This window comes from Peribacillus sp. FSL E2-0159 (assembly GCF_038643155.1).
Classification (GTDB): domain Bacteria; phylum Bacillota; class Bacilli; order Bacillales; family DSM-1321; genus Peribacillus; species Peribacillus simplex.
In genome coordinates this window covers 176,704-202,478 of sequence record NZ_CP152053.1, presented here as the reverse complement: position 1 = coordinate 202,478, position 25,775 = coordinate 176,704, and the positions used below count along the sequence as shown (strand labels likewise).

General features: G+C 40.3%; 25 protein-coding genes. 7 read left to right on the top strand and 18 right to left on the bottom strand.

Annotated features, from left to right (window positions below):
• Positions 1–35: 35 nt before the first annotated feature.
• The 4 genes from yhfH (NYE63_RS01145) to yhfH (NYE63_RS01130) are packed head-to-tail and all read left to right on the top strand — an operon-like array spanning position 36 to position 677.
• A complete protein-coding gene (gene yhfH / locus NYE63_RS01145; protein ID WP_098372156.1) occupies positions 36–173 on the top strand; it encodes a protein YhfH in 138 nt (45 codons plus the stop codon).
• Between the two features lie 29 nt (positions 174–202).
• Positions 203–340 carry a protein YhfH gene (gene yhfH, locus NYE63_RS01140; protein ID WP_328119179.1) on the top strand — a complete coding sequence of 46 codons (138 nt, stop codon included), beginning with the start codon at positions 203–205 and terminating at the stop codon, positions 338–340.
• A gap of 29 nt (positions 341–369) precedes the next feature.
• The gene (gene yhfH / locus NYE63_RS01135) at positions 370–507 is read left to right on the top strand and encodes a protein YhfH (RefSeq protein ID WP_342603767.1); all 138 of its coding nucleotides are present in this window, start codon (positions 370–372) and stop codon (positions 505–507) included.
• Between the two features lie 29 nt (positions 508–536).
• Positions 537–677, top strand: coding sequence for a protein YhfH (gene yhfH, locus NYE63_RS01130; protein WP_342603766.1), 141 nt, complete (start codon positions 537–539; stop codon positions 675–677).
• A 126-nt stretch (positions 678–803) separates the two neighbouring features.
• On the opposite strand, the gene NYE63_RS01125 is transcribed toward yhfH (NYE63_RS01130), so the two are convergent.
• The 13 genes from NYE63_RS01125 to NYE63_RS01065 form a co-directional block, all read right to left on the bottom strand.
• Entirely contained in the window at positions 804–2,438 is a 1,635-nt protein-coding gene (locus NYE63_RS01125) for a PucR family transcriptional regulator ligand-binding domain-containing protein (protein WP_342603765.1), read from the bottom strand.
• Positions 2,439–2,605: 167 nt separating this feature from the next.
• The gene (locus tag NYE63_RS01120; protein ID WP_063236190.1) at positions 2,606–2,821 is read right to left on the bottom strand and encodes a hypothetical protein; all 216 of its coding nucleotides are present in this window, start codon (positions 2,819–2,821) and stop codon (positions 2,606–2,608) included.
• A gap of 16 nt (positions 2,822–2,837) precedes the next feature.
• Positions 2,838–4,322 carry an NCS1 family transporter gene (locus NYE63_RS01115; protein WP_342603764.1) on the bottom strand — a complete coding sequence of 495 codons (1,485 nt, stop codon included), beginning with the start codon at positions 4,320–4,322 and terminating at the stop codon, positions 2,838–2,840.
• A 42-nt stretch (positions 4,323–4,364) separates the two neighbouring features.
• Positions 4,365–5,783, bottom strand: coding sequence for a dihydropyrimidinase (hydA, locus tag NYE63_RS01110; protein WP_342603763.1), 1,419 nt, complete (start codon positions 5,781–5,783; stop codon positions 4,365–4,367).
• A gap of 14 nt (positions 5,784–5,797) precedes the next feature.
• Positions 5,798–7,084: an NAD-dependent dihydropyrimidine dehydrogenase subunit PreA gene (preA, locus tag NYE63_RS01105; RefSeq protein WP_251435899.1), complete on the bottom strand. Its 1,287-nt coding sequence runs from the start codon at positions 7,082–7,084 to the stop codon at positions 5,798–5,800.
• A 26-nt stretch (positions 7,085–7,110) separates the two neighbouring features.
• Positions 7,111–8,475: an NAD(P)-dependent oxidoreductase gene (locus tag NYE63_RS01100; protein WP_342603762.1), complete on the bottom strand. Its 1,365-nt coding sequence runs from the start codon at positions 8,473–8,475 to the stop codon at positions 7,111–7,113.
• A gap of 694 nt (positions 8,476–9,169) precedes the next feature.
• Entirely contained in the window at positions 9,170–10,435 is a 1,266-nt protein-coding gene (gene hflX, locus NYE63_RS01095; protein ID WP_342603761.1) for a GTPase HflX, read from the bottom strand.
• Positions 10,436–10,718: 283 nt separating this feature from the next.
• Positions 10,719–12,845 (bottom strand): heavy metal translocating P-type ATPase, encoded by a 2,127-nt coding sequence (locus tag NYE63_RS01090; RefSeq protein WP_342603760.1) that lies wholly within the window; start codon positions 12,843–12,845, stop codon positions 10,719–10,721.
• Complete coding sequence (locus NYE63_RS01085; RefSeq protein ID WP_342603759.1) at positions 12,838–13,209, bottom strand: metalloregulator ArsR/SmtB family transcription factor; 372 nt, start codon at positions 13,207–13,209, stop codon at positions 12,838–12,840. The genes NYE63_RS01090 and NYE63_RS01085 overlap by 8 nt, the downstream gene beginning before the upstream one ends.
• Positions 13,210–13,734: 525 nt before the next feature.
• The gene (locus NYE63_RS01080) at positions 13,735–13,935 is read right to left on the bottom strand and encodes a cold-shock protein (protein ID WP_034304915.1); all 201 of its coding nucleotides are present in this window, start codon (positions 13,933–13,935) and stop codon (positions 13,735–13,737) included.
• Between the two features lie 333 nt (positions 13,936–14,268).
• The gene (locus tag NYE63_RS01075) at positions 14,269–15,168 is read right to left on the bottom strand and encodes a methyl-accepting chemotaxis protein (protein WP_342603758.1); all 900 of its coding nucleotides are present in this window, start codon (positions 15,166–15,168) and stop codon (positions 14,269–14,271) included.
• Positions 15,131–15,958, bottom strand: coding sequence for a HAMP domain-containing protein (locus NYE63_RS01070; protein ID WP_342603757.1), 828 nt, complete (start codon positions 15,956–15,958; stop codon positions 15,131–15,133). The genes NYE63_RS01075 and NYE63_RS01070 overlap by 38 nt, the downstream gene beginning before the upstream one ends.
• 13 nt (positions 15,959–15,971) lie before the next feature.
• Positions 15,972–16,991, bottom strand: a complete 1,020-nt coding sequence (locus tag NYE63_RS01065) for an ATP-grasp domain-containing protein (protein WP_342603756.1) — start codon at positions 16,989–16,991, stop codon at positions 15,972–15,974.
• Between the two features lie 399 nt (positions 16,992–17,390).
• On the opposite strand from NYE63_RS01065, the gene NYE63_RS01060 reads away from it, so the two are divergent.
• From NYE63_RS01060 to NYE63_RS01050, 3 genes are read left to right on the top strand one after another with little or no spacing between them, the layout of a single operon-like run.
• Positions 17,391–19,097 carry an ABC transporter ATP-binding protein gene (locus tag NYE63_RS01060; RefSeq protein WP_342605655.1) on the top strand — a complete coding sequence of 569 codons (1,707 nt, stop codon included), beginning with the start codon at positions 17,391–17,393 and terminating at the stop codon, positions 19,095–19,097.
• Between the two features lie 23 nt (positions 19,098–19,120).
• The gene (locus NYE63_RS01055; protein ID WP_342603755.1) at positions 19,121–19,795 is read left to right on the top strand and encodes a response regulator transcription factor; all 675 of its coding nucleotides are present in this window, start codon (positions 19,121–19,123) and stop codon (positions 19,793–19,795) included.
• Positions 19,792–20,826 (top strand): HAMP domain-containing sensor histidine kinase, encoded by a 1,035-nt coding sequence (locus NYE63_RS01050; protein ID WP_342603754.1) that lies wholly within the window; start codon positions 19,792–19,794, stop codon positions 20,824–20,826. Before NYE63_RS01055 ends, NYE63_RS01050 begins: the two co-directional genes overlap by 4 nt.
• A gap of 356 nt (positions 20,827–21,182) precedes the next feature.
• On the opposite strand, the gene NYE63_RS01045 is transcribed toward NYE63_RS01050, so the two are convergent.
• The 5 genes from NYE63_RS01045 to glmS all read right to left on the bottom strand — a co-directional run bounded on the left by NYE63_RS01045 (position 21,183) and on the right by glmS (position 25,584).
• Positions 21,183–22,043, bottom strand: coding sequence for a type II CAAX endopeptidase family protein (locus NYE63_RS01045; protein WP_342603753.1), 861 nt, complete (start codon positions 22,041–22,043; stop codon positions 21,183–21,185).
• A gap of 71 nt (positions 22,044–22,114) precedes the next feature.
• Positions 22,115–22,675: a hypothetical protein gene (locus NYE63_RS01040; protein WP_342603752.1), complete on the bottom strand. Its 561-nt coding sequence runs from the start codon at positions 22,673–22,675 to the stop codon at positions 22,115–22,117.
• A 369-nt stretch (positions 22,676–23,044) separates the two neighbouring features.
• Positions 23,045–23,416, bottom strand: a complete 372-nt coding sequence (locus NYE63_RS01035; RefSeq protein ID WP_342603751.1) for an iron chaperone — start codon at positions 23,414–23,416, stop codon at positions 23,045–23,047.
• Positions 23,417–23,489: 73 nt separating this feature from the next.
• Complete coding sequence (locus NYE63_RS01030) at positions 23,490–23,705, bottom strand: hypothetical protein (RefSeq protein ID WP_342603750.1); 216 nt, start codon at positions 23,703–23,705, stop codon at positions 23,490–23,492.
• Positions 23,706–23,781: 76 nt separating this feature from the next.
• Positions 23,782–25,584 (bottom strand): glutamine--fructose-6-phosphate transaminase (isomerizing), encoded by a 1,803-nt coding sequence (gene glmS / locus NYE63_RS01025; RefSeq protein ID WP_342603749.1) that lies wholly within the window; start codon positions 25,582–25,584, stop codon positions 23,782–23,784.
• Between the last annotated feature and the right edge of the window lie 191 nt (positions 25,585–25,775).

Below are 25,775 nucleotides of genomic sequence, written 5' to 3'. Positions count from 1 at the left end.
CGGAAAATATATCTAATATTAAAGGAGGAAATATCATGCAAATGAAAAAATCCATTGAGTTTTTTAACAATATCCCTGCTAAACATTGCCCCGAGTGCGGTGACCATATTATTGAGCACGCTGAATCCTACTTAATGGAATGTGACCGCTGCCTTTCCAAACGCGAAGACTGATTAAACCAAATCATAAAGGAGGAATCATCATGCAAACTAAAAACCCATTGGAATTCTTCAGGACACTGCCGCCTAAACAATGTTCGGAGTGCGGAACCCATATCACTGAACAAGCTGAATCCTACTTAATGGAATGTGACCACTGCCTTTCCAAACGCGAAGACTAATTAAACCAAATCATAAAGGAGGAATCATCATGCAAACTAAAAACCCATTGGAATTCTTCAGGACACTGCCGCCTAAACAATGTTCGGAATGCGGGACCCATATCATGGAACAAGCTGAATCCTACCTCTTGGAATGTGATCACTGCCTTTCGAAACATGAAGACTGATTAAACCAAATCATAAAGGAGGAATCATCATGCAAACTAAAAACCCATTGGAATTCTTCAGAACACTGCCGCCTAAACAATGTTCAGAATGCGGGACCCATATCATGGAACAAGCTGAATCCTACCTCTTGGAATGTGACCGCTGCCTTTCCAAAAAAGATGAATATTAATAAAAGATGCTGACATCAAGGAGCTATGTAGGCCAATTTGATGTCAGCATTAACTTTGTATTAGCTTCCCTTTCCTTGCATTCAAAAAAGGATGTCCTCGGGACACCCTTCAGCCGTACTTATTATTTATCTCCCAATATATTTGTCTACATATTTTCCACTGATCTTCCTGCTGCTGTATTGTAAGAAGTCCAATGCAAAAATCATGAATTCAAGGCCTAGACGCTTATCTGAACGCATAAAATCAGAACCTAGCAGTTTCTCCAATTTTTCAAGCCTATGATATAGCGTTTGCCGGACGATGAATAGTTGTTTAGATGTTTCCTGTTTAGAACCGTTACAAGCAAGATAGGTCTTCAGAGTAGGCATTAACTCACCATTGTTTTGCTTGTCATATTCAATGACTGGACCTAAATATTCGTACACCGTTTCCTCCAGATTACCATGTTTATTTATGAGCGAAATCATGCGATGCATATGTAAGTCCTGATAAAAGAAGCTTCTGTTATCCTCTGGTAGTGTATCCTGAAGCAGCAAAGTCTCACGGGCCGTTTCATAACTTTTATAAATCTCACTTAACCTTTGAACATGCTTTCCAAACCCAATGGAAAGCAGACTCATACGATTACGCCCGCTTACATCCATTTTCATGATTCGATCCACCGCGCTTGAAACCCTTGATTTCCAATCTTCAGATGAACGATTATCACCTAAAATAAAAACAAGATGCTGATGTATTTCCATGGAAAATATCTGAAAGCCGTACTGTTCAAAAACAGTTCTAAACATTATCTTAAAATAGGTTCCATCTAATTTTGTGGAACTTTTATTATATTTTTGGTGTTGTTTACAAATGCAAACAATTCCGCCATCCAACTGCATTTTCGGATCAATATAGGAAAGCCTCTCCCGAATTGCCTCGTCACTATATTCACCTTCAATCCAATTTGTAAGCCATTTACTTTCTTCCGACATTTTCTTTTCTTCTATATATAACTCTCTTAATAGATGCTGTGCCAATGCGGTAGCCGTTCGATCCAAGATCAGTGAATCAAAATCGGTCAACTCTCTGTCGTTGCTGCAAATGAGCAGTTCCGCATAATTTTCACCGAGCACTTGAATCGGCTGTCCAAGAACGGTTTTATCCAATTTCCGCTTCTCTTCGTATATGTCCGCTACCATTTGATAGGTTATTTTTTTCTTTATTTTTGGAATGCTGGCTATATCATTTTCATTAAAGATAAGAATAACCTGTACATTTAAATAGCTGTGGAGAAATTTTAGAATTGGTTCATAATGGTCAATTTCGAGGAGATTTTTATTTAACTGCTGGGAGTAGTTTTCTAAGTTGGAGATCATCTGATATTGTTTATTTATGATAAGGGAATGAATATCCTGCGTGATTTCTACGAAAGGGACTTCTTCATGAAATAGGATGATAGGGAATTGCCGTTCATTTGCGAGATCAATGGCACATTGCGGCACTGCCATGGTGTTGGCGCCAATCTCTATACAGAGGCCAGCTGCATCGCATTCAATTAATTGTCTTAAGTAGGATAGAAATGTGTCATCGCAATCTTTCCACCCTAAACCGGTAGTCAGAATCAGTTCATTTCCATTTAACAAATGGCTGATTTGGGTGACTTCCATACAGTGGACCCACTTCACTTGACGCTTTATCCCACTGCTACCTGCAATTATATCCGTCAGATTAAAATGCTTGCGTGTTAGAATCTCCTCGATTGTAATCGATGTATTCATCCATCCACATCCTTTTATAAAACTGCTTTAAAATCTATTATAAACGGACAATCCTTAAATCTCCAGACACTTGTTAGAATATCTAACGTCAAAATTCTACAAAAAACTCGAACAGGTACAAGAAAAAAGGACCCATTCGTGAGGAATGGGCCCGGTTCATAACTATTTCAATTCAATTTTTTGAAAAGCAATGTAGAGAAGTATTTCCTTCCTTCCGGGGTTTTGATGTTCAATTGCTTCCATTCCTGCTTCGTTCCTTCAATCAGTTCAAAATCGAGAAAAGCTCCACTTAAACTTTCGGAAACCCGGGTGATTCGATATCCTCTTTCAAGTAAAAAATCGATTTGTTCCCTTTCCAAGCGATACTCTTGATATTCGGACATTTCCATTCCCCCTTTTTCACACGTTCTCCTTGCCGGTTGAAGTCGTAAAAACAATCTCTTCCTCAAGTTCTGGACCTTTTCCGATTTTCCAATCTCTTCCAACTGAAATACCTAAATATTTCTCATCGCTGGGATCAATGATTTCAGCTTGCTCATATTGCTTGAACCACCAATATTTAGCTAATATATAATAACTTGCACCGCCGAGAAGAAAGCCAATAATAAACGAATAATTTGAAAAAATCGTGGCACCAATTCCACCAATCACCCAAGAAATGATTCCTGCCCAATTCACTCCATTCAAGTATTTATACTGGCCTTCACTTTCATAGAGTTCTTGTACATTCACTCTCCGTTTACGGAGGAAATAGTAATCCGCTATCAGGATGCCGACAATGGATGCCAGGATTCCACCTATTATTAATAAAACTTCTATTATGATGCCGAACAGGCTCCATGGCTGAACTACTATACCAATAACCCCCGCTACAACGACTCCCGCCCAAAATGGCATTTTAGGACCCATTACATTGGAGAAAATGGTAGCTGCGGGAATTACATTGGCCGTAGTATTCGTCGACCATTGAGCAAATACGATCATGATTAAAAGGACGCCGAGAGCAATTCCACTTGCTGATCCCTGTATGGCAACTACAGGATCATAATTGGAAACAGCCATATAAGAAACCGCTCCGATAATCACCATGAACGTCTGAGTGATGGGATAGGTGATAATATTCCCAATTATTTGCCCCTTATTGCGCTTGAACCAATTTTTTTCATTTTTTGGTGCCTTTATATAGCGCGAAAGCGTGGGCATATCTGCAGTCAACGTACCCCAAAATCCCATATTTGCCATAATGACGACCATGAAAGCCGTGGCGGCAGCCCCGCCAGTGACCGGACTTTCAATCCAGGACCATACATCTCTTCCTTGGTCCACAGCTTGATCGGATAGAGTGAAATACATCCAGCCAGAAATTAATATGATAACGGGCGCCGCCAAGTCAGCGAATCGTTCTATCGACTTTATTCCCATTGCCGTGTTGACTAATTGTAAAACAGCAAAAATGAGGAAGCAGATAAACCAATTATCAAAGTCAAAAAGGGTTGTGAAGATAGCGTTCATTGCAGTAGCTCCAAAGTAAGTGTTGAGGCCGAACCAGCATGACGCTACAAAACCCCGTACAACCGAAGGGATGTGGGTGCCAATCGTACCAAACGGCGCCCTCATATAGACTGGGAATGATATTCCATGTTCAACACCAATATCCCCTGTCATTGTCATCAAAAAGCCGAGAACCACACAGGCAATGACCGTTGCAAGAACGACCCAGCCTAAGGATAAACTTTGAACACCGTTCCCACCGATTGCGAAGGCAGCCAATACTACAGCCATGCCCACCCAAATGAAACCAAATCCGGCTGCACTTATATTTTTCTCACTATGAGGTATAGGCAGCAAATCGGGAGACTTTAAATAATCTTTCTTCTCACTCATAGATAATCCCCCTAAATTAATTTGCAAGATTCCTTACCGAAGTTAGACTGGAAGCTTTTTCCCGGCATCCGGCTTCAGCGCCGCATTATATTTTGCCCGTTTCAAGAATTTCCCTTTTCCTGCTTCGCCTACAAATTGTTTGTCTTTAATGACGAATTGACCTCTCGATAAAACGGTAACCGGTTCACCTGTAATTTCCATACCTTCAAACGCATTATAATCCACAGCCATGTGATGAGTATCTACAGAAATGGCCCTTTCAACTTTCGGGTCAAAAATGACAATATCAGCATCCGAACCTACTGCAATCGTCCCTTTCTTCGGGAATAATCCAAATAGTTTGGCAGCACGCGTAGAGGTCATGTCGACGAATTGATTCAAGGTAATACGCTCTTTCATGACCCCTTCAGAAAAGAGGATACTCATGCGGTCCTCAATCGTTGGACCGCCGTTCGGTATTTTCGTGAAATCTTCTCGTCCAAGTTCCTTCTGTCCCTTAAAATCAAAAGAGCATTGATCAGAGCCAATCGTTTGCAGCTGTCCCGTTTTCAAAGCATTCCACAGCACTTCCTGGTTTTTCTTCTCCCTTAACGGCGGTGACCACACATACTTAGATCCTTCGAAATGGGGCTTTTCAAGATAAGACTGGTCAAGAACTAAATATTGCGGACAAGTCTCCCCCCAAATATCCACCCCTTTATTCCTTGCCTCAGTGATCTTTTCCACCGCATCTTCACAGGTGACATGAACGACATAGAGCTGACCATTTGCCATTTCCGTCAGTTTAGCTGCCCGTCCAGTTGCTTCCCCTTCAAGTTCCGGAGGCCTTGTTAATGCATGGTAAATTGGATCGGTGTTACCTTCAGCGAGCGCCTGCTTTGTAAGATAATCGATGACATCACCATTTTCAGCGTGAACCATGACAAGTGCGCCAAGTTCCTTTGCTTGCAACAAAGTGCGGTATAACGTGGCATCATCAGCTTGAAAAACATTCTTGTAAGCCATGAACACTTTAAAGGAAGAAATCCCTTCATTATCGATGATACTTGGCAACTCAGCCAATACATCATCATTAATCTCACTGATCATTAAATGAAAACCATAATCTATCGCCGCTTTTTCATTGGCCTTTTCATGCCATGTTTCAATTGCTTTCTTTAACGGCACCCCTTTTTCGGTCAGACAAAAGTCGATGATCGTTGTCGTGCCTCCATATGCAGCAGCAATCGTACCCGTTTCATAATCATCCTTTGTCGTTGTCCCGCCAAACGGCATATCGAGATGGGTATGCGGATCAATGCCCCCCGGAAAAACATAAGCGCCTTTTGCATCAATGATTTCAGCCCCCTCAGCCGGCAGGTCCTTGCCAATCATTGCAATCTTCTCATTTTCAATCAATATATCCGCTTGATACGTATCTGCAGCCGTTGCAATCGTTCCATTTTTAATAATTTTCTTCATATTCGACCCCTCCATCATTTTACGAAATCAACACTTTCACTGCCTATGCCCCCAAGGAACGATTGGCGTTCATTCCACGTCATTGGCGGTAATTCATTTGTCAATTCGATCATATCGATCGCCCCATCGACCGGACAGACGATCGAGCAAAGATTACAGCCTACGCAATCTTCTTCGCGCACTCTCAAGAAGGAGCTGCCTGACGTGTCCTTTAACATATCTATACATTGATGAGATGTATCTTCACACGCAATATGGCATTTATTGCAGTTAATGCACACATCATTATTAATGCGCGCTACGACCTTATAATTAAGATCTAAATTCCCCCAATCGGAATAGCGCGGTACGGACTTACCGACAATATCCATCACGGAAGAAATCCCTTTTTCATCAAGATAATTGGACAGGCCATCAATCAAGTCTTCTACTATTCTAAAACCGTGATGCATGGCAGCCGTACAAATTTGCACTCCAGTCGAACCCATCAATAAAAATTCCACCGTATCCTGCCAATTTGAAATGCCGCCTATTCCGGAAATGGGAACATTGATCATTTTATTCCTTGCACACTCTGCCACCATATTCAAAGCGATCGGCTTCACAGCGGGACCACAATATCCTCCGTGAGCCCCCTTGCCGCCTACATGGGGAATCGTATTCCATGAATGGATATCCACTCCTGCCAAGCTGTTGATCGTATTGATCATGCTTATTGCATCCGCACCGCCGCGAACCGCCGCTTCAGCCGTAACCGTAATGTCGGTTATATTGGGTGTAAGCTTGACGATGACGGGTTTGGATGCAGCTTCCTTCGCCCAGTATGTTTGCTTTTCCACAAGTTCGGGAACCTGTCCCGAAGCAGCTCCCATCCCACGCTCTGCCATACCGTGCGGGCAGCCAAAGTTCAACTCGTAACCATCGACCCCTACATCTTCTATACGCTTGATGATTTCATGCCACTTTTCCTGTTGTGGCTCAACCATTACCGATGCAATGATCGCATGATCAGGGAACCTTTTCTTCGTTTCATATATTTCTTTCAGATTCACTTCAAGCGGACGATCCGTAATCAATTCTATATTGTTGAACCCGGCAACTCTCTGTCCATTAAAACTGACCGCTGCAAAACGTGATGAGACATTCAGGATGGGATCACCCAATGTCTTCCAAACCGCTCCTCCCCAGCCAGCTTCAAATGCGCGCTGGACTTGATAACCCGAATTAGTAGGTGGTGCTGAAGCAAGCCAAAAAGGATTGGGAGATTTAATACCTGCAAGATCAATTGATAAATCAGCCATTATAAGCCTCCTAATTTTCATAGTTATTAAGCAATATCCACCGCTTCGCCCATCAAAATCGAGTCAATTTCATAGGCCGTCTTCTTCCCTTGCTGGGCAGCTGAAACAACCATTGCCTCACCTTGTCCTTTTCCGAAGATCACGTCACCGCACGCAAAGATCTTTTCATTCGATGTCCTGTAGGAATCCCCCTCCAATGTTACGACGCCATCATCATGTTGAATGCCGAACTGTTCAATCAATCCTACATACCTGGATTGGCCTATAGCACGAATGACCCCATCGACCGGTATGACGAACTTTGAACCGGGAATTTGGACTGGACGGCGCCGGCCATCTTCCCCTGCCTCGCTTAGCACCATTTTTACGCACTCAATGCCCGTTACTTGACCGCTTTCATCCGATAGGATCCTGGAGGGGGCAGTCAGCCAGTGAAACCCGACACCTTCTTGTTTGGCAAACTCAAATTCAAAATCATAGGCTGTCATTTCCTTTTGGGTACGACGATAAATAATGCTCACCTGTTCGGCGCCCAGGCGTACAGAACAGGTCGCGGCATCGATCGCCGTGTTTCCAGCCCCTATTACCGCCATCTTCTTCCCAATAAATTTATCAGTGATTTCTCCTGTTTTCGTTGCTTTTACGAAATCGATTGCATCATAAACTCCAGCCAATTCCTCCCCTTCAATTCCAAGCTTAGGAACGTCGGACATGCCGATCGCTAAAATGACCGCATCATAGTCGGCAGTCAGCTGATTTGCGGAAACATCCACTCCGACCCGTGTATTCGTTTTAATATCGACATCCAAACTCTTTACTTGTTCAACTTCCCAATAAGAAATTCTCTGAGGCAAACGGAACGATACAATTCCGTAAGTATTTAATCCGCCTGGATTCTTTTCCGCTTCGAAAATGGTTACACTGTAGCCAAGCAAGGCTAATTCCCTTGCTGCAGACAACCCCGCCGGACCGCTTCCTACAATGGCAACTTTTTTGCCATTCTTCTTCCCGGCCTTGAATAGGGCTTGTTTATTTTGGATGGCCCAATCTGTGGAATAACGCTGGAGATCGCCAATCATGATTGGCTTTGTAGAATGGTTCAGGACACATGCCCCCTCACATAACTCTTCAGTCGGACATACCCGCGCACAGCTGGCACCGACAGGATTGGCCGTCATGATCGTTTTGGCCGATCCCTTAAAATTACCTGAAGCTATCTTCTTAATAAAACCTGGAATATCTATTCCGGTCGGACAGGCTTGGATACATGGTGCATCATAGCAGTATAAACATCGATTCGATTCTTCCAAAGCTTCCCTTGGGGATAAACCCCTCTCCGCTTCCTGAAAGTTAATCTCTAGGCCACCTTTTAACGGGCTCGTCATACTCATCCACTATTTCTCCTTCCAAAAATTTATTTTAATAAATAAAAAGGGAGGAATTGCATGCATTTCTCTCTACTGTCCTCATATTAAAAGCATTGCCAACATGGTTTTTCAATTTATACAACAAACAGTCATGGCGATTTCCTAGCCAAAATTCTCGTTCCGTTTATTATTATTTTCTATCATTCTCTCACTGGTCACGCCTCTGTCCCTGCTTCCTTCGGCCACAAAAAGCCCCCCCTACTAATCTTAAAAACTCAAATCCTGATGATGGATCAGAGAATTGAGTATTCTTTATTTTATAATGTTAAAAAGCAAGTTACATTATACAAAGTGTAAAGTATTTCCATCTGGTGGATATGCAATATGTAATATTCATGTTATATTTCCTAACAATAAGTGATAAACATCGGCATTTTTCTACATTCAAACTTACTTTTAATCATACTTACTGATACTCTTTGGATGATTTGTTCTGAAAACCAACTTATCAACACTTTGTCCACATAAAAAAAAGCCCAGAAACTCAATCTTTGGTTTCCTGGGTCTTTTCAATTTTATCCACAACTTATTCACATATTATATGGCATTATTCTCTTTGTTTTTGCGGAACAGAAGCATTTCAACAAAAGTTATCCACATTAATAAACAGACTTTTCCACTTATCAACAAACCGTTAACAATTTATCAACAAGCAGGTTCATTTTGGATGAATAACGTATCGTTTATATTTCTCATAATCCGTTTTCTTGCACTCAAGCTTTATTCGATATCCGTTTTCCTCATATTCAGTTTCCGTGATGTGACCATTTTCATTGAAATAAGAAACCAGCTGCCCTTGATCAAATGGAATCAGCATTTCACAGCGGGTATAGTCGACAAAAATATGCTTGCGAATTTGATCTATCAATTCCTCGATGCCGACTTTGTTTTTTGCTGACATATACACAGAGCCACGATTGACCTGAGGGATATCCAAATCGGTAAGGTCCGCTTTATTATAGGCAAAAATCGTCGGAATCCCTTTAATGCCTATCTCGTTTAAAGTCTTATCCGTTATCTCTATTTGCTGCTCATGATTAGGATTGGAAAAATCGACAACATGGATCAACAGATCCGCTTCTACCACTTCTTCCAATGTGGATCGGAATGCTTTCACGAGATGATGGGGCAATTTAGACACAAATCCCACCGTATCCGTCAGTAAAAATTCCTTTTTATCCGGCAGCGGAATGTTTCGTACGGATGTCTCAAGCGTAGCGAACAGCATATCCTTCTCCAACACCCGCTTCTCGGCTGTTGGATGGAACATCTCAATCAGGGCATTCATGATCGAAGATTTACCTGCATTGGTATAACCGACTAAGGATACGACAGGGATGGCATTCTTTTTCCGCTGTTTCCTCTGCGTTTGCCGGTGCGCAACAAGGTCTTCCAGTTCTTTATTCAAAACACTTATATTTTCCTCGATTCTCCTGCGGTCAAGCTCTAACTGCTTTTCACCTGCTCCTTTGTTCGTACCGACTCCTCCACTCTGACGCCCTAATGACTCCCTCAAACCAACGAGACGCGGGAGCATATACTGAAGCTTTGCCACTTCTACCTGAAGCTGTGCTTCCTTCGTTTTCGCCCGATGCGCGAAGATATCCAGAATCAAGATTGTCCGGTCGATCACCTTGCAATCCATGTCCCTCTCCAGATTACGAAGTTGCGAAGGGGAGAGTTGATCATTAAAAATGACGACATTGGCTTCTTTATACTCAACGAGATTTTTTACTTCCTCGATCTTCCCGGTACCAATAAAATGTGATGAGTTCACCCGATGCAAATTTTGTGTGATGGTCCCTGCAACCTCTACCTCACATGCTTCCGTTAAATTGGCCAATTCCTCCATTGAATACTCAAAATCCTTTTGACCATTGAGATTAACTCCAACCAAGATTGCCCTCTGCTGTAATTCCATCATTTCAAATCCCTTCCGTACATACCTTACTCCCTATATTATACTTCAACAAACGTATCATGCTGCCTAAAAGCCAGCCACATTATAGCAAACCAGACATCACTTGCATAACGATTGCTGCCCAAGCATGTGTTTTATTCGACTTCCTTTTACTACAAAAGAAAATTCAACAAAAAAAAGAACAGCACCGATAAATTTTTTCAAAGTTTCACATGAAACAATTGGAAATCTCATAAATAAAAGCTCCCTGGTGCACCTTAAGATGCACCAGGGAGCCCATATTATTCTATTCTTTTACTCTCAATAACCTAAGACTATTCAATGTAACTAATAACGTCGCACCCATGTCGGCAAAAATCGCCATCCATAGTGTTAACCAGCCCGGCGCTATCAATAATAAGGCCAGGATTTTTATCACCAATGAAAACGTGATGTTCTGCTTAATGATTTTTAATGTTTTGCGGCTTAAGCTGATTGTATAAGGCAGCTTCGATAAGTCATCCCCCATTAAGGCAATATCGGCTGTTTCAAGGGCCGTATCTGTACCCGCCCCGCCCATTGCGATCCCTACCGTGGAAGCTGCCAAGGCTGGCGCATCATTGACACCATCGCCTACCATGGCCACTCGATCATATTTTTGTTTCCATCGTTTGATGATGGTCAATTTATCTTGTGGCAATAGCTCCGCCTCAATCTCATGAACGCCAGCTGCCGCTCCAATTGCTTTTGCAGTTCCGATATTATCCCCGGTCAGCATGATCGTTTTTTCAATGCCCAATGCATGCAGTTTCCGAATTGCTTCCTTACTGCTTTCCCTTATTTCATCAGACACGGCGATGAGTGCCAGGAGCTTCACTTGATCGCCAAGCACCATAACCGTTTTCCCTGTATTTTGATAGCCGCTGATTAATTTAAGCACCTCATCAGAGAAATCTAAACCTGCCTCTTCTTCAAAAAGGTGGGGTTTACCAATGTAATAGATTCCTTGATTGATTTTCCCTTTTATACCTTTACCGGTGATCGCAGTAAAATCCTCTACCAATAAAGAATGATAGTCCACATCGTGGTTTTCAGCCTTTTGAAGAATGGCCGTGGCAAGAGGGTGCTGTGATCTGCTTTCTAAAGCAGCAGCGATAGCCAGCACGTCCTTTTCATTCAACTCATCAGATAACACTGTGAAATCAGTGACTTCAGGTACACCCTTTGTTAAAGTACCCGTTTTATCAAACGCAATCGCCTTTAAGGCTCCTGCTTCCTCCAAATGGACCCCGCCTTTAATCAGCACACCATGTTTCGCAGCATTTCCGATAGCTGTCACAATGGCGATGGGCGTAGAAATGACCAAAGCACAAGGACAACCGACAACCAGTACAGCCAACCCCCGGTAAATCCATTCACTCCAATCCCCGTTCATCACAATCGGGGGTAACACGGCAATGGCCAAGGCAATGAGCATAATCGCCGGCGTATAGAATTTTGCGAATTTATCCACGAAGGCTTGGGAAGGGGCCTTTTCGGCCTGTGCTTCTTCAACAAGGTGGATGATTTTTGCAATCGTCGTATCCTCGACTCGCTTCGTGACCTCCACTTCGAGCAACCCTTCACCATTTAAGGTTCCGGCAAATACTTCACCCTCAACCGTTTTAAAAACCGGCTCGGATTCCCCAGTAATAGCCGCTTGATTAAGTGTCGAGGCCCCTTTCATGATCCTACCATCCATAGCAAGCTTTTGACCCGGTTTAACGATCATGATGTCGCCCACTTCAATCTCATCGACAGCAACCATCATTTCGTGATGCCCCCTACGGATCAAGGCTTCTTTAGGTGCGATGTTCATTAATGATTCTATAGAATTACGGGCTTTATCCATCGAATATTTTTCCAGTGCTTCACTTATCGCAAATAGGATGACGACGGTCGCCCCCTCGCCCCATTCACCAAGCACGGCCGCCCCGATGATGGCAACCGTCATAAGGGTGTGCATATCAAAGCGAAGTCTGACAAGATTTTTCAATCCATTGACAAATAATGAATATCCTCCAACTATGATTGCAGCTGCATAACCGATTACCGGCATTATGCTTCCATCAGCATATCGACTATCCAATATCCAGCTGATTAGCAAAAGGATAACCGAGAACACCACTTTAATATTTTCTTTTTGTTTCCAAAATGGTTCCCTTTGCTTTACCTGTTCCTGTTCACCGCGGATCTTCAGATTATCAAAAGCTCCCGCCTTTTCAATCTCTTCGATAGTCGCGCTTCCCTGTACCGAAATCTTCGAGGCCCCAAAGTTGATTTTGGCATCCTTCACACCCTCTAGTTCACGGACATTGTTCTCAAATTTAGCCGCACAATTCGTGCAGGATAGACCCTGGATACGATATGTTTTCAATAATGGGGAATCAGCCATCGATCCTTACCTCCTGCTGATGTTCTAATGCAATGAGAATTAATTGCTTTATATGGTGATCATCCAAAGAATAAAAAGCCAACTTTCCTTCTTTACGGTATTTTACGATTGCGTGTTTATAAAGGGTACGAAGATGATGTGACGTTGTCGCCATCGAAGCACCAATGATATTGGCCAGATCGCACACACACAATTCCTCATCCGTACAGAGCGCATAAGCTATCTTCGCCCTATTTTCATCGCCTATAACCTTAAACAGCTTCGATATGCTGGATATATTAACCAGGCTCATTTCCTCTTGAATGCGATTAACCTTCACTTCATCATGCAGGTGGACATCACATATATCTTTCACTTCCGTCATCTTCTCACACCCCTCATTCAAATCTTCGTTTGATTATAATATAACATAATTCGCTGAATATTCAAATCTATATTTGAATGTATAAGCATCTTTTCTCCTTCCTCCAAGTTAGTGAAAGGGCCCTAATGTCTTTATATGTGGGCCATCGTTTTTTTGTTTCACTTCGGAGTTGCTCCCCCGGAAATTTGCTGAACAAAAAGGTCATCCTGTCATCCTCCCAGGAACCCCATGAATCTCCTGAACCGAAACTTATCTTTATGCGAAAAAAAGAAGGGACATAAATTCCTTCATGTCCCTTCAATCCAATGATTTCAGTAATTCCCTATCAGTACCACATTAAGTATAATGTATTTAATTTAGTATTTTTTAGAAAAACTATGATATACTTAGTCAAACCTTTTTAAGCGTTTTACTTTACTTGTACCATTTACCCTGCTATCGTTGAGCAGGGTTTTTTGTTATGTATTTTCACACAACAAAAAAGACAGACCCTATAACAAGGATCCGTCTTTTTTGTTTTTGAAATTATGCTTTTTGAACGTTAGAAGCTTGAGGTCCGCGTTGACCTTGTTCTACTTCAAAAGTAACTTCTTGGCCTTCGTCTAAAGATTTGAAACCTTCGCTTTGGATAGCTGAGAAATGTACGAATACGTCGTCTCCGTTTTCGCGTTCGATGAATCCAAAACCTTTTTCTGCGTTAAACCATTTTACTTTACCTTGTTCCATTGTTGTTGCCTCCTAGTGCATCTAAGCACAATGTATTACTATCCTTGCTCTAAGTCATCATCGAAAACGAAAAGTAGTACTTTTAGTATCCTTAGTACCGAACAAAAATAATTAAGACTAAGCATAACATTAAATGGTAGCGATTGCAAATAGTTTGGGGAAACTTTTTTCCAGCAATTTTTAATACTCTCTAAATTCGCTTAAAAATTAAGCAGTAACCAAAGTGGCTCTATCTATCACAGCTAATGGCTCAAATGATCGCTCACATGCATTCATCCAAACAAAAACCTCTCGTAATAACGAATGGTTTTTGTAAATGTTCACATCAAATATTTATTTTTCGGTAATGAACTTTTCTACCAGTTCTTCTAGAATCGCCGATTCATTTGCTAAATCTTCATTTTGTTCCTTCAATCCAGTCATAATGATATTTTGTTGAATTGCAGCTGCCGAGATTTGCTCCGTTGTTGCGACTCCTTCTTCTGAAATCGCCGCAATTTCCTGAATGGATGCCAGGCTTTCATCCGAGGACTCATTGATTTTTTTCGAATGGGCGGCTAATTGTTCTGTGCCTTTCAGCAATTTCTCTACGGATTCAAATATCTTATTGAAAATCTCGCCATTGTTTTCCACTAAGGAAACACCATTTAATATATCCTGAAAACTCGCATCATTATTTTGGATGACTTTGGCTGTTTGTTCATTAATCCGCATAATGGATTCTGAAATGATATCGATGGATTCATCTGTTTGCACAGCCAATTTTTGCACCTCTTGAGCGACTACGGCAAAGCCTCTGCCTGCATCCCCCGCCCGTGCCGCTTCAATGGAAGCATTCAGGGATAGCAGGTTCGTTTGAGAAGCAATCACCCTTATTAAACCAATCACTTCATTTATCTTCACTACATCCTCTTCCAGGCTCACCAAATTGGCTTTATTCGCTTGGCCGTTTTCCATGATTTTATCCATCTGGCTCGTTACATCTTGCACTTGCTTACTTCCTTGTTCAGCAAGTGTATTCGTATGCATGGTAAATTCATTCATTTCATTCGTTTGCTCGTTCATTAAACGGATTGTATCAGATAAGTCACTGATCATATTGGAAATTCGGTCAATATGATGGGCACGTTCTTCTGAAGGTTTTGCTTCTTCCGTTGTCCCCGTCACTATCTGGCCATAGGATTCCACCATCTCTTCAAAGGATTGCTGAATGGACACTGTCGTTTGATTCATCGTTTGAGCATGTTCGCGGACATTCTGGATAATATGGGCTTAATCTCATATCTTCGAATCCATTTGAAAGATCGCCAATCTCATCCTGTCTACCAACGGGAATTGATTTACTTAAGTCCCCTTTTGCCATTTCATTCGTGTAACCAACAAGTTCATTTACGGGACCCGAGATCTTTTTCCCGATGACAACGGCGCACAGCACCCCTAATATTATGGCACTAGCAAGAAATAAGATATTATAGAATATCACTCTGCTTTTCAATTCACCAATAAATTTTGCATCCATATCGATTCCGACAATCGCATCCGTTCCTTCGATTGGCGTATAGTATGACTTGTGTGTACCCCACTTATCTTTATATATTTCACTTAATATATCTTCTTTTCCATTTATCGATTTTGCCTGTTCCGGGGTGAAAGGGGATTTCACCATGTAGTCCTCGCTGCCGTTCAAGGCTACAATCATGTCGGCATCATTCTCCCGCTTCAAAACATAAACATATTCGATTCCCTTTTTATCTTTAACAAAGGCATCTAACTTCCGCTTAATCTCTTCTCCCCGTACCGAAGCTTTGTTTATCAAAGTGGGATTGAGGCTTGCCGCTAAACTGTGGGCATTTTCAGAAAGGCGATCATCGAATTGCGGAAGGACATTCTCATTGATCATTTTATTAGTAATATAGGAAAAGCAAAGGCCCATGGCCCCTGCGAAAAGTACGAAAGGAATAATATAAAACAAGAATAGTTTTGCCAATAGAGATTTTTTAGGATTCAGCTTTGAAAATCTCATTTTCATGCCCCCCTTAGTTGAAAACCAGGTGTTTTATAGTCAAATATGGTATTAAATCCAAATGAAGCAATTGGAGATTTTCATTCAAATTCTCACTTCTATAAAAGATGATTGCCATGCTCCGGTCATTTTGGAAAGGAAGCTGCCTATATTCCAAAACATGTTCGAACTCATGACGAAGTCCACCATGATCTATACGTGCAACATCTTCCAGATTTAGTTCCAGTGGAACCTCTGCAAAGAAAAAGCTATATATATGATCGTCCATCTCTTCCAATATCCGATCCCAATCGGGTTTCGTTCCTGAAAAATAGTGTTCATACATATTCATTCCATAGGCATGGTAACCCAGATCCGTTGTACCCGCTCCAGCAAAACGCAGGGGATTGATTTCGATGGGTATCACCCGGTTTCCTATTTTGCGAATTTCAAAATGTACAGGGTAATTCCTAAGTGGAAGGACCGTTTGGATATTCCTCATGAACTTTAATGCATCATGATAGATTTCATTAATGGCCAACTTCGAAGTATAATAAATTCGATCGGAAGTATCGTAATCAACCTTGAATAATCGTTTGAAGACATTCAAAATGACCGGTTCACCACCTTGATTGTAGAAACCATCAATGGCATACTCTTCACCCTGAATCCACTCTTCTATTAAAACGGTCTGGGAGCCGACCACTTCTGAATCATATAGTCCATCCGAATGAACTAAATCCTCTTTAAGCTGGTTCACTGCTTTATCCCATTCCTGCTCATTCTTGACTTTGTGCACCCCTACACTTGAATAGCCAATATTGGGTTTGATAACTACCGGAAACGGTATTTGATTTTTATCCAGTTCACTTATTATGGATAAATCAATATCTTGGAAATAGAAATCAGGATATAAAGATTTCGTCAAATTTCGTACCTGACTCTTATCCTTCAATAACTTTGACCAAATGTATTCATTGCTATTTGGTTGAAAATAACCTAATAATGTTATGCCATTTTCAGAGTTTGTAAGGATTCTTTGGTCCATTTCCATGGACTTGAAAAATTCTGTATCCTTTTGAATGTTTAGCTTTTCTTCATATTTAATCGGTTAAAACCGGTAAGTATTTAGCTTATATAGGTATTTATTATCAAAAATACATTGAAAGGCAAGATATAAATGTATCTTTTTTTCTATCTGACCTAATCTGAAAATCATTTGAGGACATGGAAAAAGCCGACACTATTTTAAGTGTCAGCCATATACTTTCAACTTTATCATTCAGAAATGGTTCACCAATATTTTCGTGGAATAACTAAGGCTTAATTGAAAAATACTTAGGAGTTCATATTCAATTCATAACTTCTTTATATACTTGCCCTGTAATAAAGATCAAGAAAGGATGTATTTACATATGTCAGAAGAAAAAAACAAAACGGATGGCGCCAGTTCATTCGGTTAGTTCAACAAACGAAGCCTTCTAAACTAATGATAGGGATTGCATTAGCATTAAGCCTAGGTACAACAGGTGTAGGTTTATTGGTCCCTTTATTCACAAAAAATCTAATTAATGATTTTTCAATCAGTTCACTAAGCACCGAAAGGATCACACTTCTCGTTCTTGCCATTATTGTTCAAGCATTGGCCAGTGGATTTTCCATCTATTTATTAAATCGGATCGGTCAATCTGTAGTGGCGGGTATCCGGGATCAATTATGGAAAAAATTACTCGTATTACCCGTGAGTTATTTTGATGAACATCCATCGGGCGAAACAGTTAGCCGAATGACAAATGATACAACTGTAGTGAAGGGATTAATCTCTGAACACCTCTCTAATTTCGTTACAGGAATCATTTCCATCGTAGGTTCCATGATCGTGTTATTCGTACTGGATTGGAAAATGACATTATTGATGTTCACTGCAATTCCACTATCTATTTTGATATTAATGCCACTAGGGAAAAAAATGCATAAAATCTCAAAAGGGATGCAGGACGAGACAGCAAGCTTCACCTCAGTCCTCCAGCAGGTGCTAACGGAAATACGTCTTGTTAAAGCATCGAATGCAGAAGCCATAGAATATCAAAATGGAAAAAAAGGAATCCATAAATTATTTCAATTCGGATTAAAAGAGGCAAAAATCCAAGCGTTGATTGCGCCGCTGATGAGTTTTGTCATGATGGCATTACTCGTGCTGATTTTAGGTTATGGGGGAATGCGCGTTTCTTCAGGAGCTCTGACAGCTGGAGCATTAGTTGCATTCATCATGTATCTTTTCCAAATAATCATGCCAATGGCTCAATTAGCCAGTTTCTTTACACAATTCCAAAAAGCAACGGGTGCAACAGAGCGCATCATTTCCATTCTGGATTCAGTGGAGGAAGAAGATGCGAAGCAGCCAGTTCAAAATATAAGTCAATCAATCAGCGTGGATCACCTGAACTATAGTTACAATAATGGAGAACAGGTACTTAAAGATATAAGCTTTAACGTTGAAGCCGGTAAGGTCACTGCAATTGTCGGCCCAAGCGGCAGTGGAAAAACAACACTTTTTTCATTATTCGAGCGTTTCTACAAACCCCAGCAAGGGTCCATATCCATAGGCGGGAAATCCATAAATGATTTCACACTGCTTTCATGGAGAAGCCAGATTGGATATGTTTCACAAGAAAGCCCGATTGTATCAGGTACAATTCGAGATAATATTTGTTATGGTATCGATCGGGATATAACAGATGAGGAATTAAATCAAGTAGCTAAAATGGCGTATGCAGATCAGTTTATTTCTGAGCTTCCGAACGGATATGATACAGAGGTTGGTGAGAGGGGCATGAAATTATCAGGCGGCCAAAGACAAAGAATTGCGATCGCTCGTGCATTTTTAAGAAACCCCAAAATATTAATGCTTGATGAAGCTACCTCCAGCCTAGACAGCAAATCAGAAAAAGTGGTTCAACAGGCATTAAATGATTTAATGAAAGGCCGAACAACAATAGTTATCGCCCATCGCCTATCGACAGTTGTTGGTTCAGATCAAATTATCTTCCTTGAAAAAGGGAAAATAACAGGCCGAGGAACACATAAAGAGCTATATAATACGCACTCATTATATCGCGAATTTGCTGAACAGCAGTTACACAAACTTGAACTGGCCTAATTCACCGAAAGGAAAGAAGAAGGATGACAAAAATATTAATTGTCGATGATGATGCATATATTCGCGAACTTATAAACCTGTTGTTAAGAAAAGAAGGCTTTGATCTATATGAGGCCTCAGATGGACTGCAAGCATTGAAAGTAATGGAGAAAGTGAAAATCGATTTGGCAGTCATCGACATTATGATGCCTAACATGGATGGATGGCAATTATGCAAGGAGTTACGGGAATTTAGTGATATCCCCATTTTAATGCTGACTGCAAAAGGGGAAACAACACAGAAAGTAAAAGGTTTCGGGCTTGGGGCAGATGATTATCTTGTAAAGCCATTTGAACCGATCGAATTGGTTCTTAGAATAAGGGCATTATTAAAACGCTATAAAATCACTATTTCACAAACATTAACTATCGGCGAATTAAAGATGAATCGCAACACTCATGAAATGTCATTCAAAGAACAGGAATATACGATTCCATTAAAAGAATTCGAATTGTTGTTTAAATTAGCAAGCTATCCTGGAAAAACGTTCTCCAGGGAAAATCTTATCGAAGACATTTGGGGGTATGATTATGAAGGTGATGAACGAACTGTCGACGTTCATATTAAAAGAGTGCGAGAACGGTTTCCTGAATCGGATTTCCCCTTCCGGATTAAAACGATCTGGGGATTGGGCTACCGTTTGGAGATAACGAGATGAGAAGCAATCGATTTTTCAAACAAATGCTTGGCACACTGTTTTTTATTGCATATATTTCTATATGTTTTTCTGCCGGTTATTATATCATTGAACTATTGCCCTTAAGATTAACCGATTATGTTCGGTTTCTGGCCACTATCATGACAAGCATCGCAATCATGATATCCATCGGTTATCTTATCCGCGCTATCCATCACAATAAACGGGTAAATATATACCTCGAGATCATAGATGCCTTAAGGAAAATAGCAAATGGCGATTATAATGTACAATTGGATTTTAAAATGGGAAAGAAAAACGAAATGTCGGATATCATTAACCACTTCAATCACATGGCCAAGCAATTGAAGCAAATGGAAGATATGCGGCAGGAATTCATCTCTAACGTCTCACATGAAATACAGTCGCCCCTTACCTCCATTGTAGGATTTGCCCAAGCTCTACAGTTTAATAAACTGACAATCGAAGAACGAAATCATTATCTTCATATAATTGAGACAGAGAGCAGGAGATTATCTAAATTAAGTGATAACCTTCTAAAGCTTACATCCCTTGAATCGGAGCATCATCCTTTTGAAAGAACAGACTTCCGGCTGGATCAGCAAATACGAACCATTATTTTGGCTTGTGAACCCGCCTGGCTGGAAAAAGAACTCGAGTTGGATATATCCTTAGAAAAGGTTTCGATTTTCGCAGACGAAGATTTAATGAGCCAAGTATGGACCAACTTAATCCACAATGCCATCAAGTTCACCCGGCATCATGGCAGAATCACGATCCGGCTCCAACAAGTTGATGATCAAGCATCGATAACGATATCCGATACCGGCATTGGTATTTCAGACCAAGATCAGTTTCACATTTTCGAACGATTCTATAAAGCCGACCTGGCAAGGGAACGCACAAAGAGCGGCAGCGGCTTAGGGCTATCGATCGTGAAAAGAATTATTGAGATGCATGAAGGTACCATATCCGTGAAAAGTGAACTCGATAAGGGAACGACTTTCACCATTCTGCTTCCTATTTCGTGAAGTACTTTGTGATTGTTACTAACCTGCTTTATATAAAAGGTTGACCATCAATGCTGCCTTATTGTTAACAACACTGCCCAGTTCGTTGATGATTATCTTGTAATATCAACGCTTCTATAAAAGAAAATGGCTATCCAGAACAGGTGATTATGGGGAAATTTGCAAAAAAAGATTGAAATAGGAAATGGAGATTTAATCAGATCGTTGGGTTCAAATCGGGTTCGATACCCAACGGTTAACAAGCCGGAAGAATTGTTGGTGGCTATACTATGGACATCGACCTCAAAGAAATCCTCTTAAATGAAATCGTTATGAATTAGGTTCATTTTAATACCTGTATTATCTTTGATTAAAATTTATTTTATTGTTAGGAAAAGAACATACATCAAAAACAACAAAATAATATATCCATCAAAGAATTTAACTTTTTCACTTTGAAATTGATTATTTTTTCTTATCTTTATAAATAAAAAAGTTAATATAGATAGAAAAAATATTAAACCTGTTATGGTAGTAATTGGAGACACCATTACCTTAAAATAAGTTTCAGTAACCTTTTCTGGGAAATGCATGATGATCCTCATTATTTCATTCACTAAAAAGTGAAAAAAGATAGCCGGAACAATACTTCCTGTATAGATGGTTAATAGTGCAAAAGAGATACCAATTACACATGCAAAAACCAAGTTTCCCACCGTCATATGATAAATGCTAAAAATAAGAGCACTTAAAATTATGGCCGACTTTATGTTCATTCTCTGATATTGTTTTAATAATATGCCTCTAAAAAGAATTTCTTCACTAATCGCCACTGAAAAGCCAATCATGATAATGCTGTAAAAACTTATGTTTTTACTACTCTCCATAAGTGTATTAACAATTTTTTCAGCAGTAAGCCATTCGCCGGTTAGTAGATAATATTGAATCCTACAAAAAAACATAGTTATCATGTGAACTATAATACCCATTAAAATACCAAGAAGTATATATTTTATATGTACCTTTTTAAGCCTAATGCTCGATAAGGTTATTTTTTTCTTTTTTAAGAAAAGAAAAAGCACATAGATAATAACCAGTTTACTTAAAAAGAAAAATAATTGTTTGTTTATTTGCAAAAAAAGTTCTTGTAATATAAGTTGTGCAAAAGGAAAAATAATCATAATTAGTATTGTTATATATAATATAAAGCGATGAGTTTGCTTAATATTAGTAACCATTCTTACCCCTTTTTTATATGAAAAATTCAAAAAAACTCTCTATAAGGGTTTGCATTTGCACTATTTCTAACTTATTTTATTGCTACTTTTTTATATTTAATGTAAGTTTCATTTCTTTGTTCTGTTTTTATCAAATTACCAGTTGGGTTATATGTTTTTAGAGTTCCAGTCAATTTCCATGTTTCTTTGTATTGGTTCCATTTTTTCGATGCCGAATATACCTTTTCTCCCCCACCAGAAACAGCTATTATACCAGCTATTTCCACCTTATTAAAGGTAAGGTTAAGACTCCATTTTGTATCATCAGTCACTTTTTTGTGAAAGACACTTGATTGTCGTTTATCTGTGGCTGTTTTCCAAGTATATCGATTACAAGTAGCACACACCGGAGATATACCAATTCTATTATTAGTCATTTCTCCTGTTTTTTCATCTACTAGTATGGGTATTTCTTGACCTAAGGGTACATCAGTGCCTGATAGAGTTGTATATTCTGTCAGAAACCCACCTGATTGGCTTTCCTCTTTTAAATCAACTTCTTTAGTTAGAGAACTTGCAAAGGTTGATACGGGATTAAATCCAAACAAAAATACAGGAATTATTAATATAAAAAGATATAGTAACTTCTTCATTCCTTCACCTCATCTAATATTTTCCCTAGAATACCCACTGTGAATTTTTTGTTTTAATAACTTAAGTAGTTTGGTTGTAATATTTGTATATCTCGATTTTATCAAAAACCAAAAGCACAAGGAGTTCCAAATTTGGAACTCCTTGTGCTTTTTTTGAACTTTAAACTATTTAAGGAATCGCAACCGTAAAAGTAAGGTCATTAAGGACGGAGAATCTGCCTTTTTGCCTATGGAGCTAGATCAGACGGAAGATATGGGGGTCTTATAACCTCAGGACCACATCGTTTCACTTCTAATATTGAACAGAACACCGAATAATGGACACTTTAATAAAGGTTTAATTCACCCTTAACTAATCCGATTTTTTATTTATTTCCTCCAAAAAGTTGAACAGTCTGCCTTATCAAAAATATTAAACTCGATCATTTTTTCAAGTAATGAATAATCAACCGGACTGTCCCACTTGATACGTACCAACTGCTTGGTGTGATCATAGCCAGCCTGCACGATTTCATCTGAGAAATGATCAATCCCTGCCTTTTCAGGGGCAACAGCCAAATGATGTTTGGCTACACTAAAGCCAATAATATATGTGTCATGATCGGTAAACATAGGTTGATTCCACGCAATCTTCGGCATTAAATATGGAAATTTCTTAGTTACCCAAGCCAAGACTTCTTCCGTTCGCTCCCTATGTTGCGGGTTATCAATATTCGCTGAAAATTCCGCAAAAACTTCCATGTCATTCTCTCCTAAGATTTAAAATTATTTTTGAGGATGGAATTATTCATGCTAATACGAATTAAATCGCCATCTACCACATCGTTTTTTCTTTCAACAATCCACCATACAATCGTTTGTAAGCCAACGCCTTATCCAAATCTTTAACTTTGCTCTTAAAGATGCCGCGATTACCTACCGATGAATTTGATAGATTGCAAACGAATTTATTACACTGCACACCGATGCCTATTCCTGGGCCTTTTTTAATCCATTTTTCTACTTGCAATGTTCTTGCTCTTTTAGACATAAAAACACCCCTTTAGAAAATATTATCTAAAGGGGTTAATTCAATATTACATAACATACATTGCATTCATTCCAACTTACTCAACAGTTACACTTTTCGCAAGATTACGTGGTTTATCCACGTCACATTCGCGGTGCAAGGCTGCATAGTAAGCAATGAGCTGCAGCGGGATAACAGAGATAAGGGGTGTTAATAGTTCATTCACTTCCGGGATGACGAAACGGTCATCCTCTTCTTCAAGCCCCTTCATGGCAATGATGCAAGGGTTGGCGCCTCGGGCAACCACTTCCTTTACATTACCACGGATGCTTAGGTTGACGCCTGCTTGCGTAGCAAGGGCTACGACAGGTGTACCTTCTTCAATCAAGGCGATCGTTCCATGTTTAAGCTCTCCGCCAGCAAAGCCTTCCGCCTGGATGTATGAGATTTCCTTCAGCTTAAGGGCCCCTTCAAGAACAACATAGTAGTCAAGGGAACGGCCAATGAAGAAGCAGTTTCTCGTAACGGACAAATATTCACGGGCAATGTCTTCCATCTCTTCTTTCGAATCACAAAGGGCTTCCATTGCTGTCGCAACGATTCCAAGCTCTTTTACAAGGTCGAAATCATGCTCCATGTTACGGAATTGGCCAGTTACATTCGCTAAGATGGATAAGACTGCCACTTGAGCTGTGTAGGCCTTTGTTGATGCAACGGCAATTTCAGGGCCAGCATGCAGCAAGAGCGTATAATCCGCTTCACGTGACAATGTAGAGCCAGGTACGTTCGTGATAGTCAGGGCTTTATGACCAAGCGCTTTGATGGACACTAACACGGCACGGCTATCTGCAGTTTCACCACTTTGTGAAATGAAGATGAATAACGGTTTTTTCGATAATAACGGCATATTGTAAGTGAATTCCGATGCCACATGGACCTCAACCGGAATTTCCGTCATTTTTTCGATGAATTGCTTACCAATCAATCCTGCATGATAGCTGGTTCCGCAAGCAATGATATAAATACGGTCAGCCTCACTTACAGCTTCAGTAATGCTATAATCGATTGCAAGTTTACCTTCTTCATTTTGGTATGCTTGAATGATTTTACGTATGACAGCTGGCTGCTCGTCGACTTCCTTGAGCATATAGTGAGGATACGTACCTTTTTCAATATCACTTGCATCCAGTTCAGCAGTATATGGAGCACGCATAACTTCTTCGTTGGAAAGGTTTTTGATCGTTACCTTTTCATTTGTCACGATAACCATTTCCTTATCCATCAGTTCAAGGAATTGATCTGTGACTTGCAACATGGCCATTGCATCCGAAGCAACAACGTTAAAGTCATTTCCGACGCCGATTAGCAGCGGGCTTTTATTTTTTGCGACTAAGATGGTTTCATCATTTTCAGCATCCAATAGGGCGATGGCATATGAACCTTCTAAAAGAGTGAGTGTTTGACGGAACGCCTCTTCCACTTCCATACCTTCGTTCACGAACTTCTCTATGAGTTGAACGATGACTTCCGTATCCGTTTCACTTTTAAAGGCAACATCCTTCAAATATTCACGTTTTAGAATCGCATAGTTTTCAATGACCCCATTATGGACTAAAGTCAATCGACCTGAATTACTTTGGTGGGGATGGGCATTTTCACGGCTTGGCACACCATGGGTGGCCCAGCGCGTATGTCCTATTCCGGTATGTGCCATGGTATTTTCATCCACGGCTTCACGTAAGTCCGCGATTCTTCCCTTTTCCTTAAAGATTGTCACGCCTGCTTCATTTCTCACAGCAATCCCTGAAGAGTCATAACCGCGGTATTCAAGTTTTTCAAGACCTTTTAATAAAATTTCCTTAGCATCGTTAAGTCCAATATATCCAACAATTCCACACATAATTTCTGTTCCTCCAACCGATTCGAGGGAACAGGAATGCACGGGGGCATCCCTGCCCCCTCATCTCTGATATATATTTTTATAAAGGAAATGCCCTAAAGCACTTTTTCCCATTGTGCATTTCCAATCCTTTGTGCAGTAAGTTGCCCTACTGTTTTAAGATTGGAATTACTGCGGCTGTGCACTTCAGC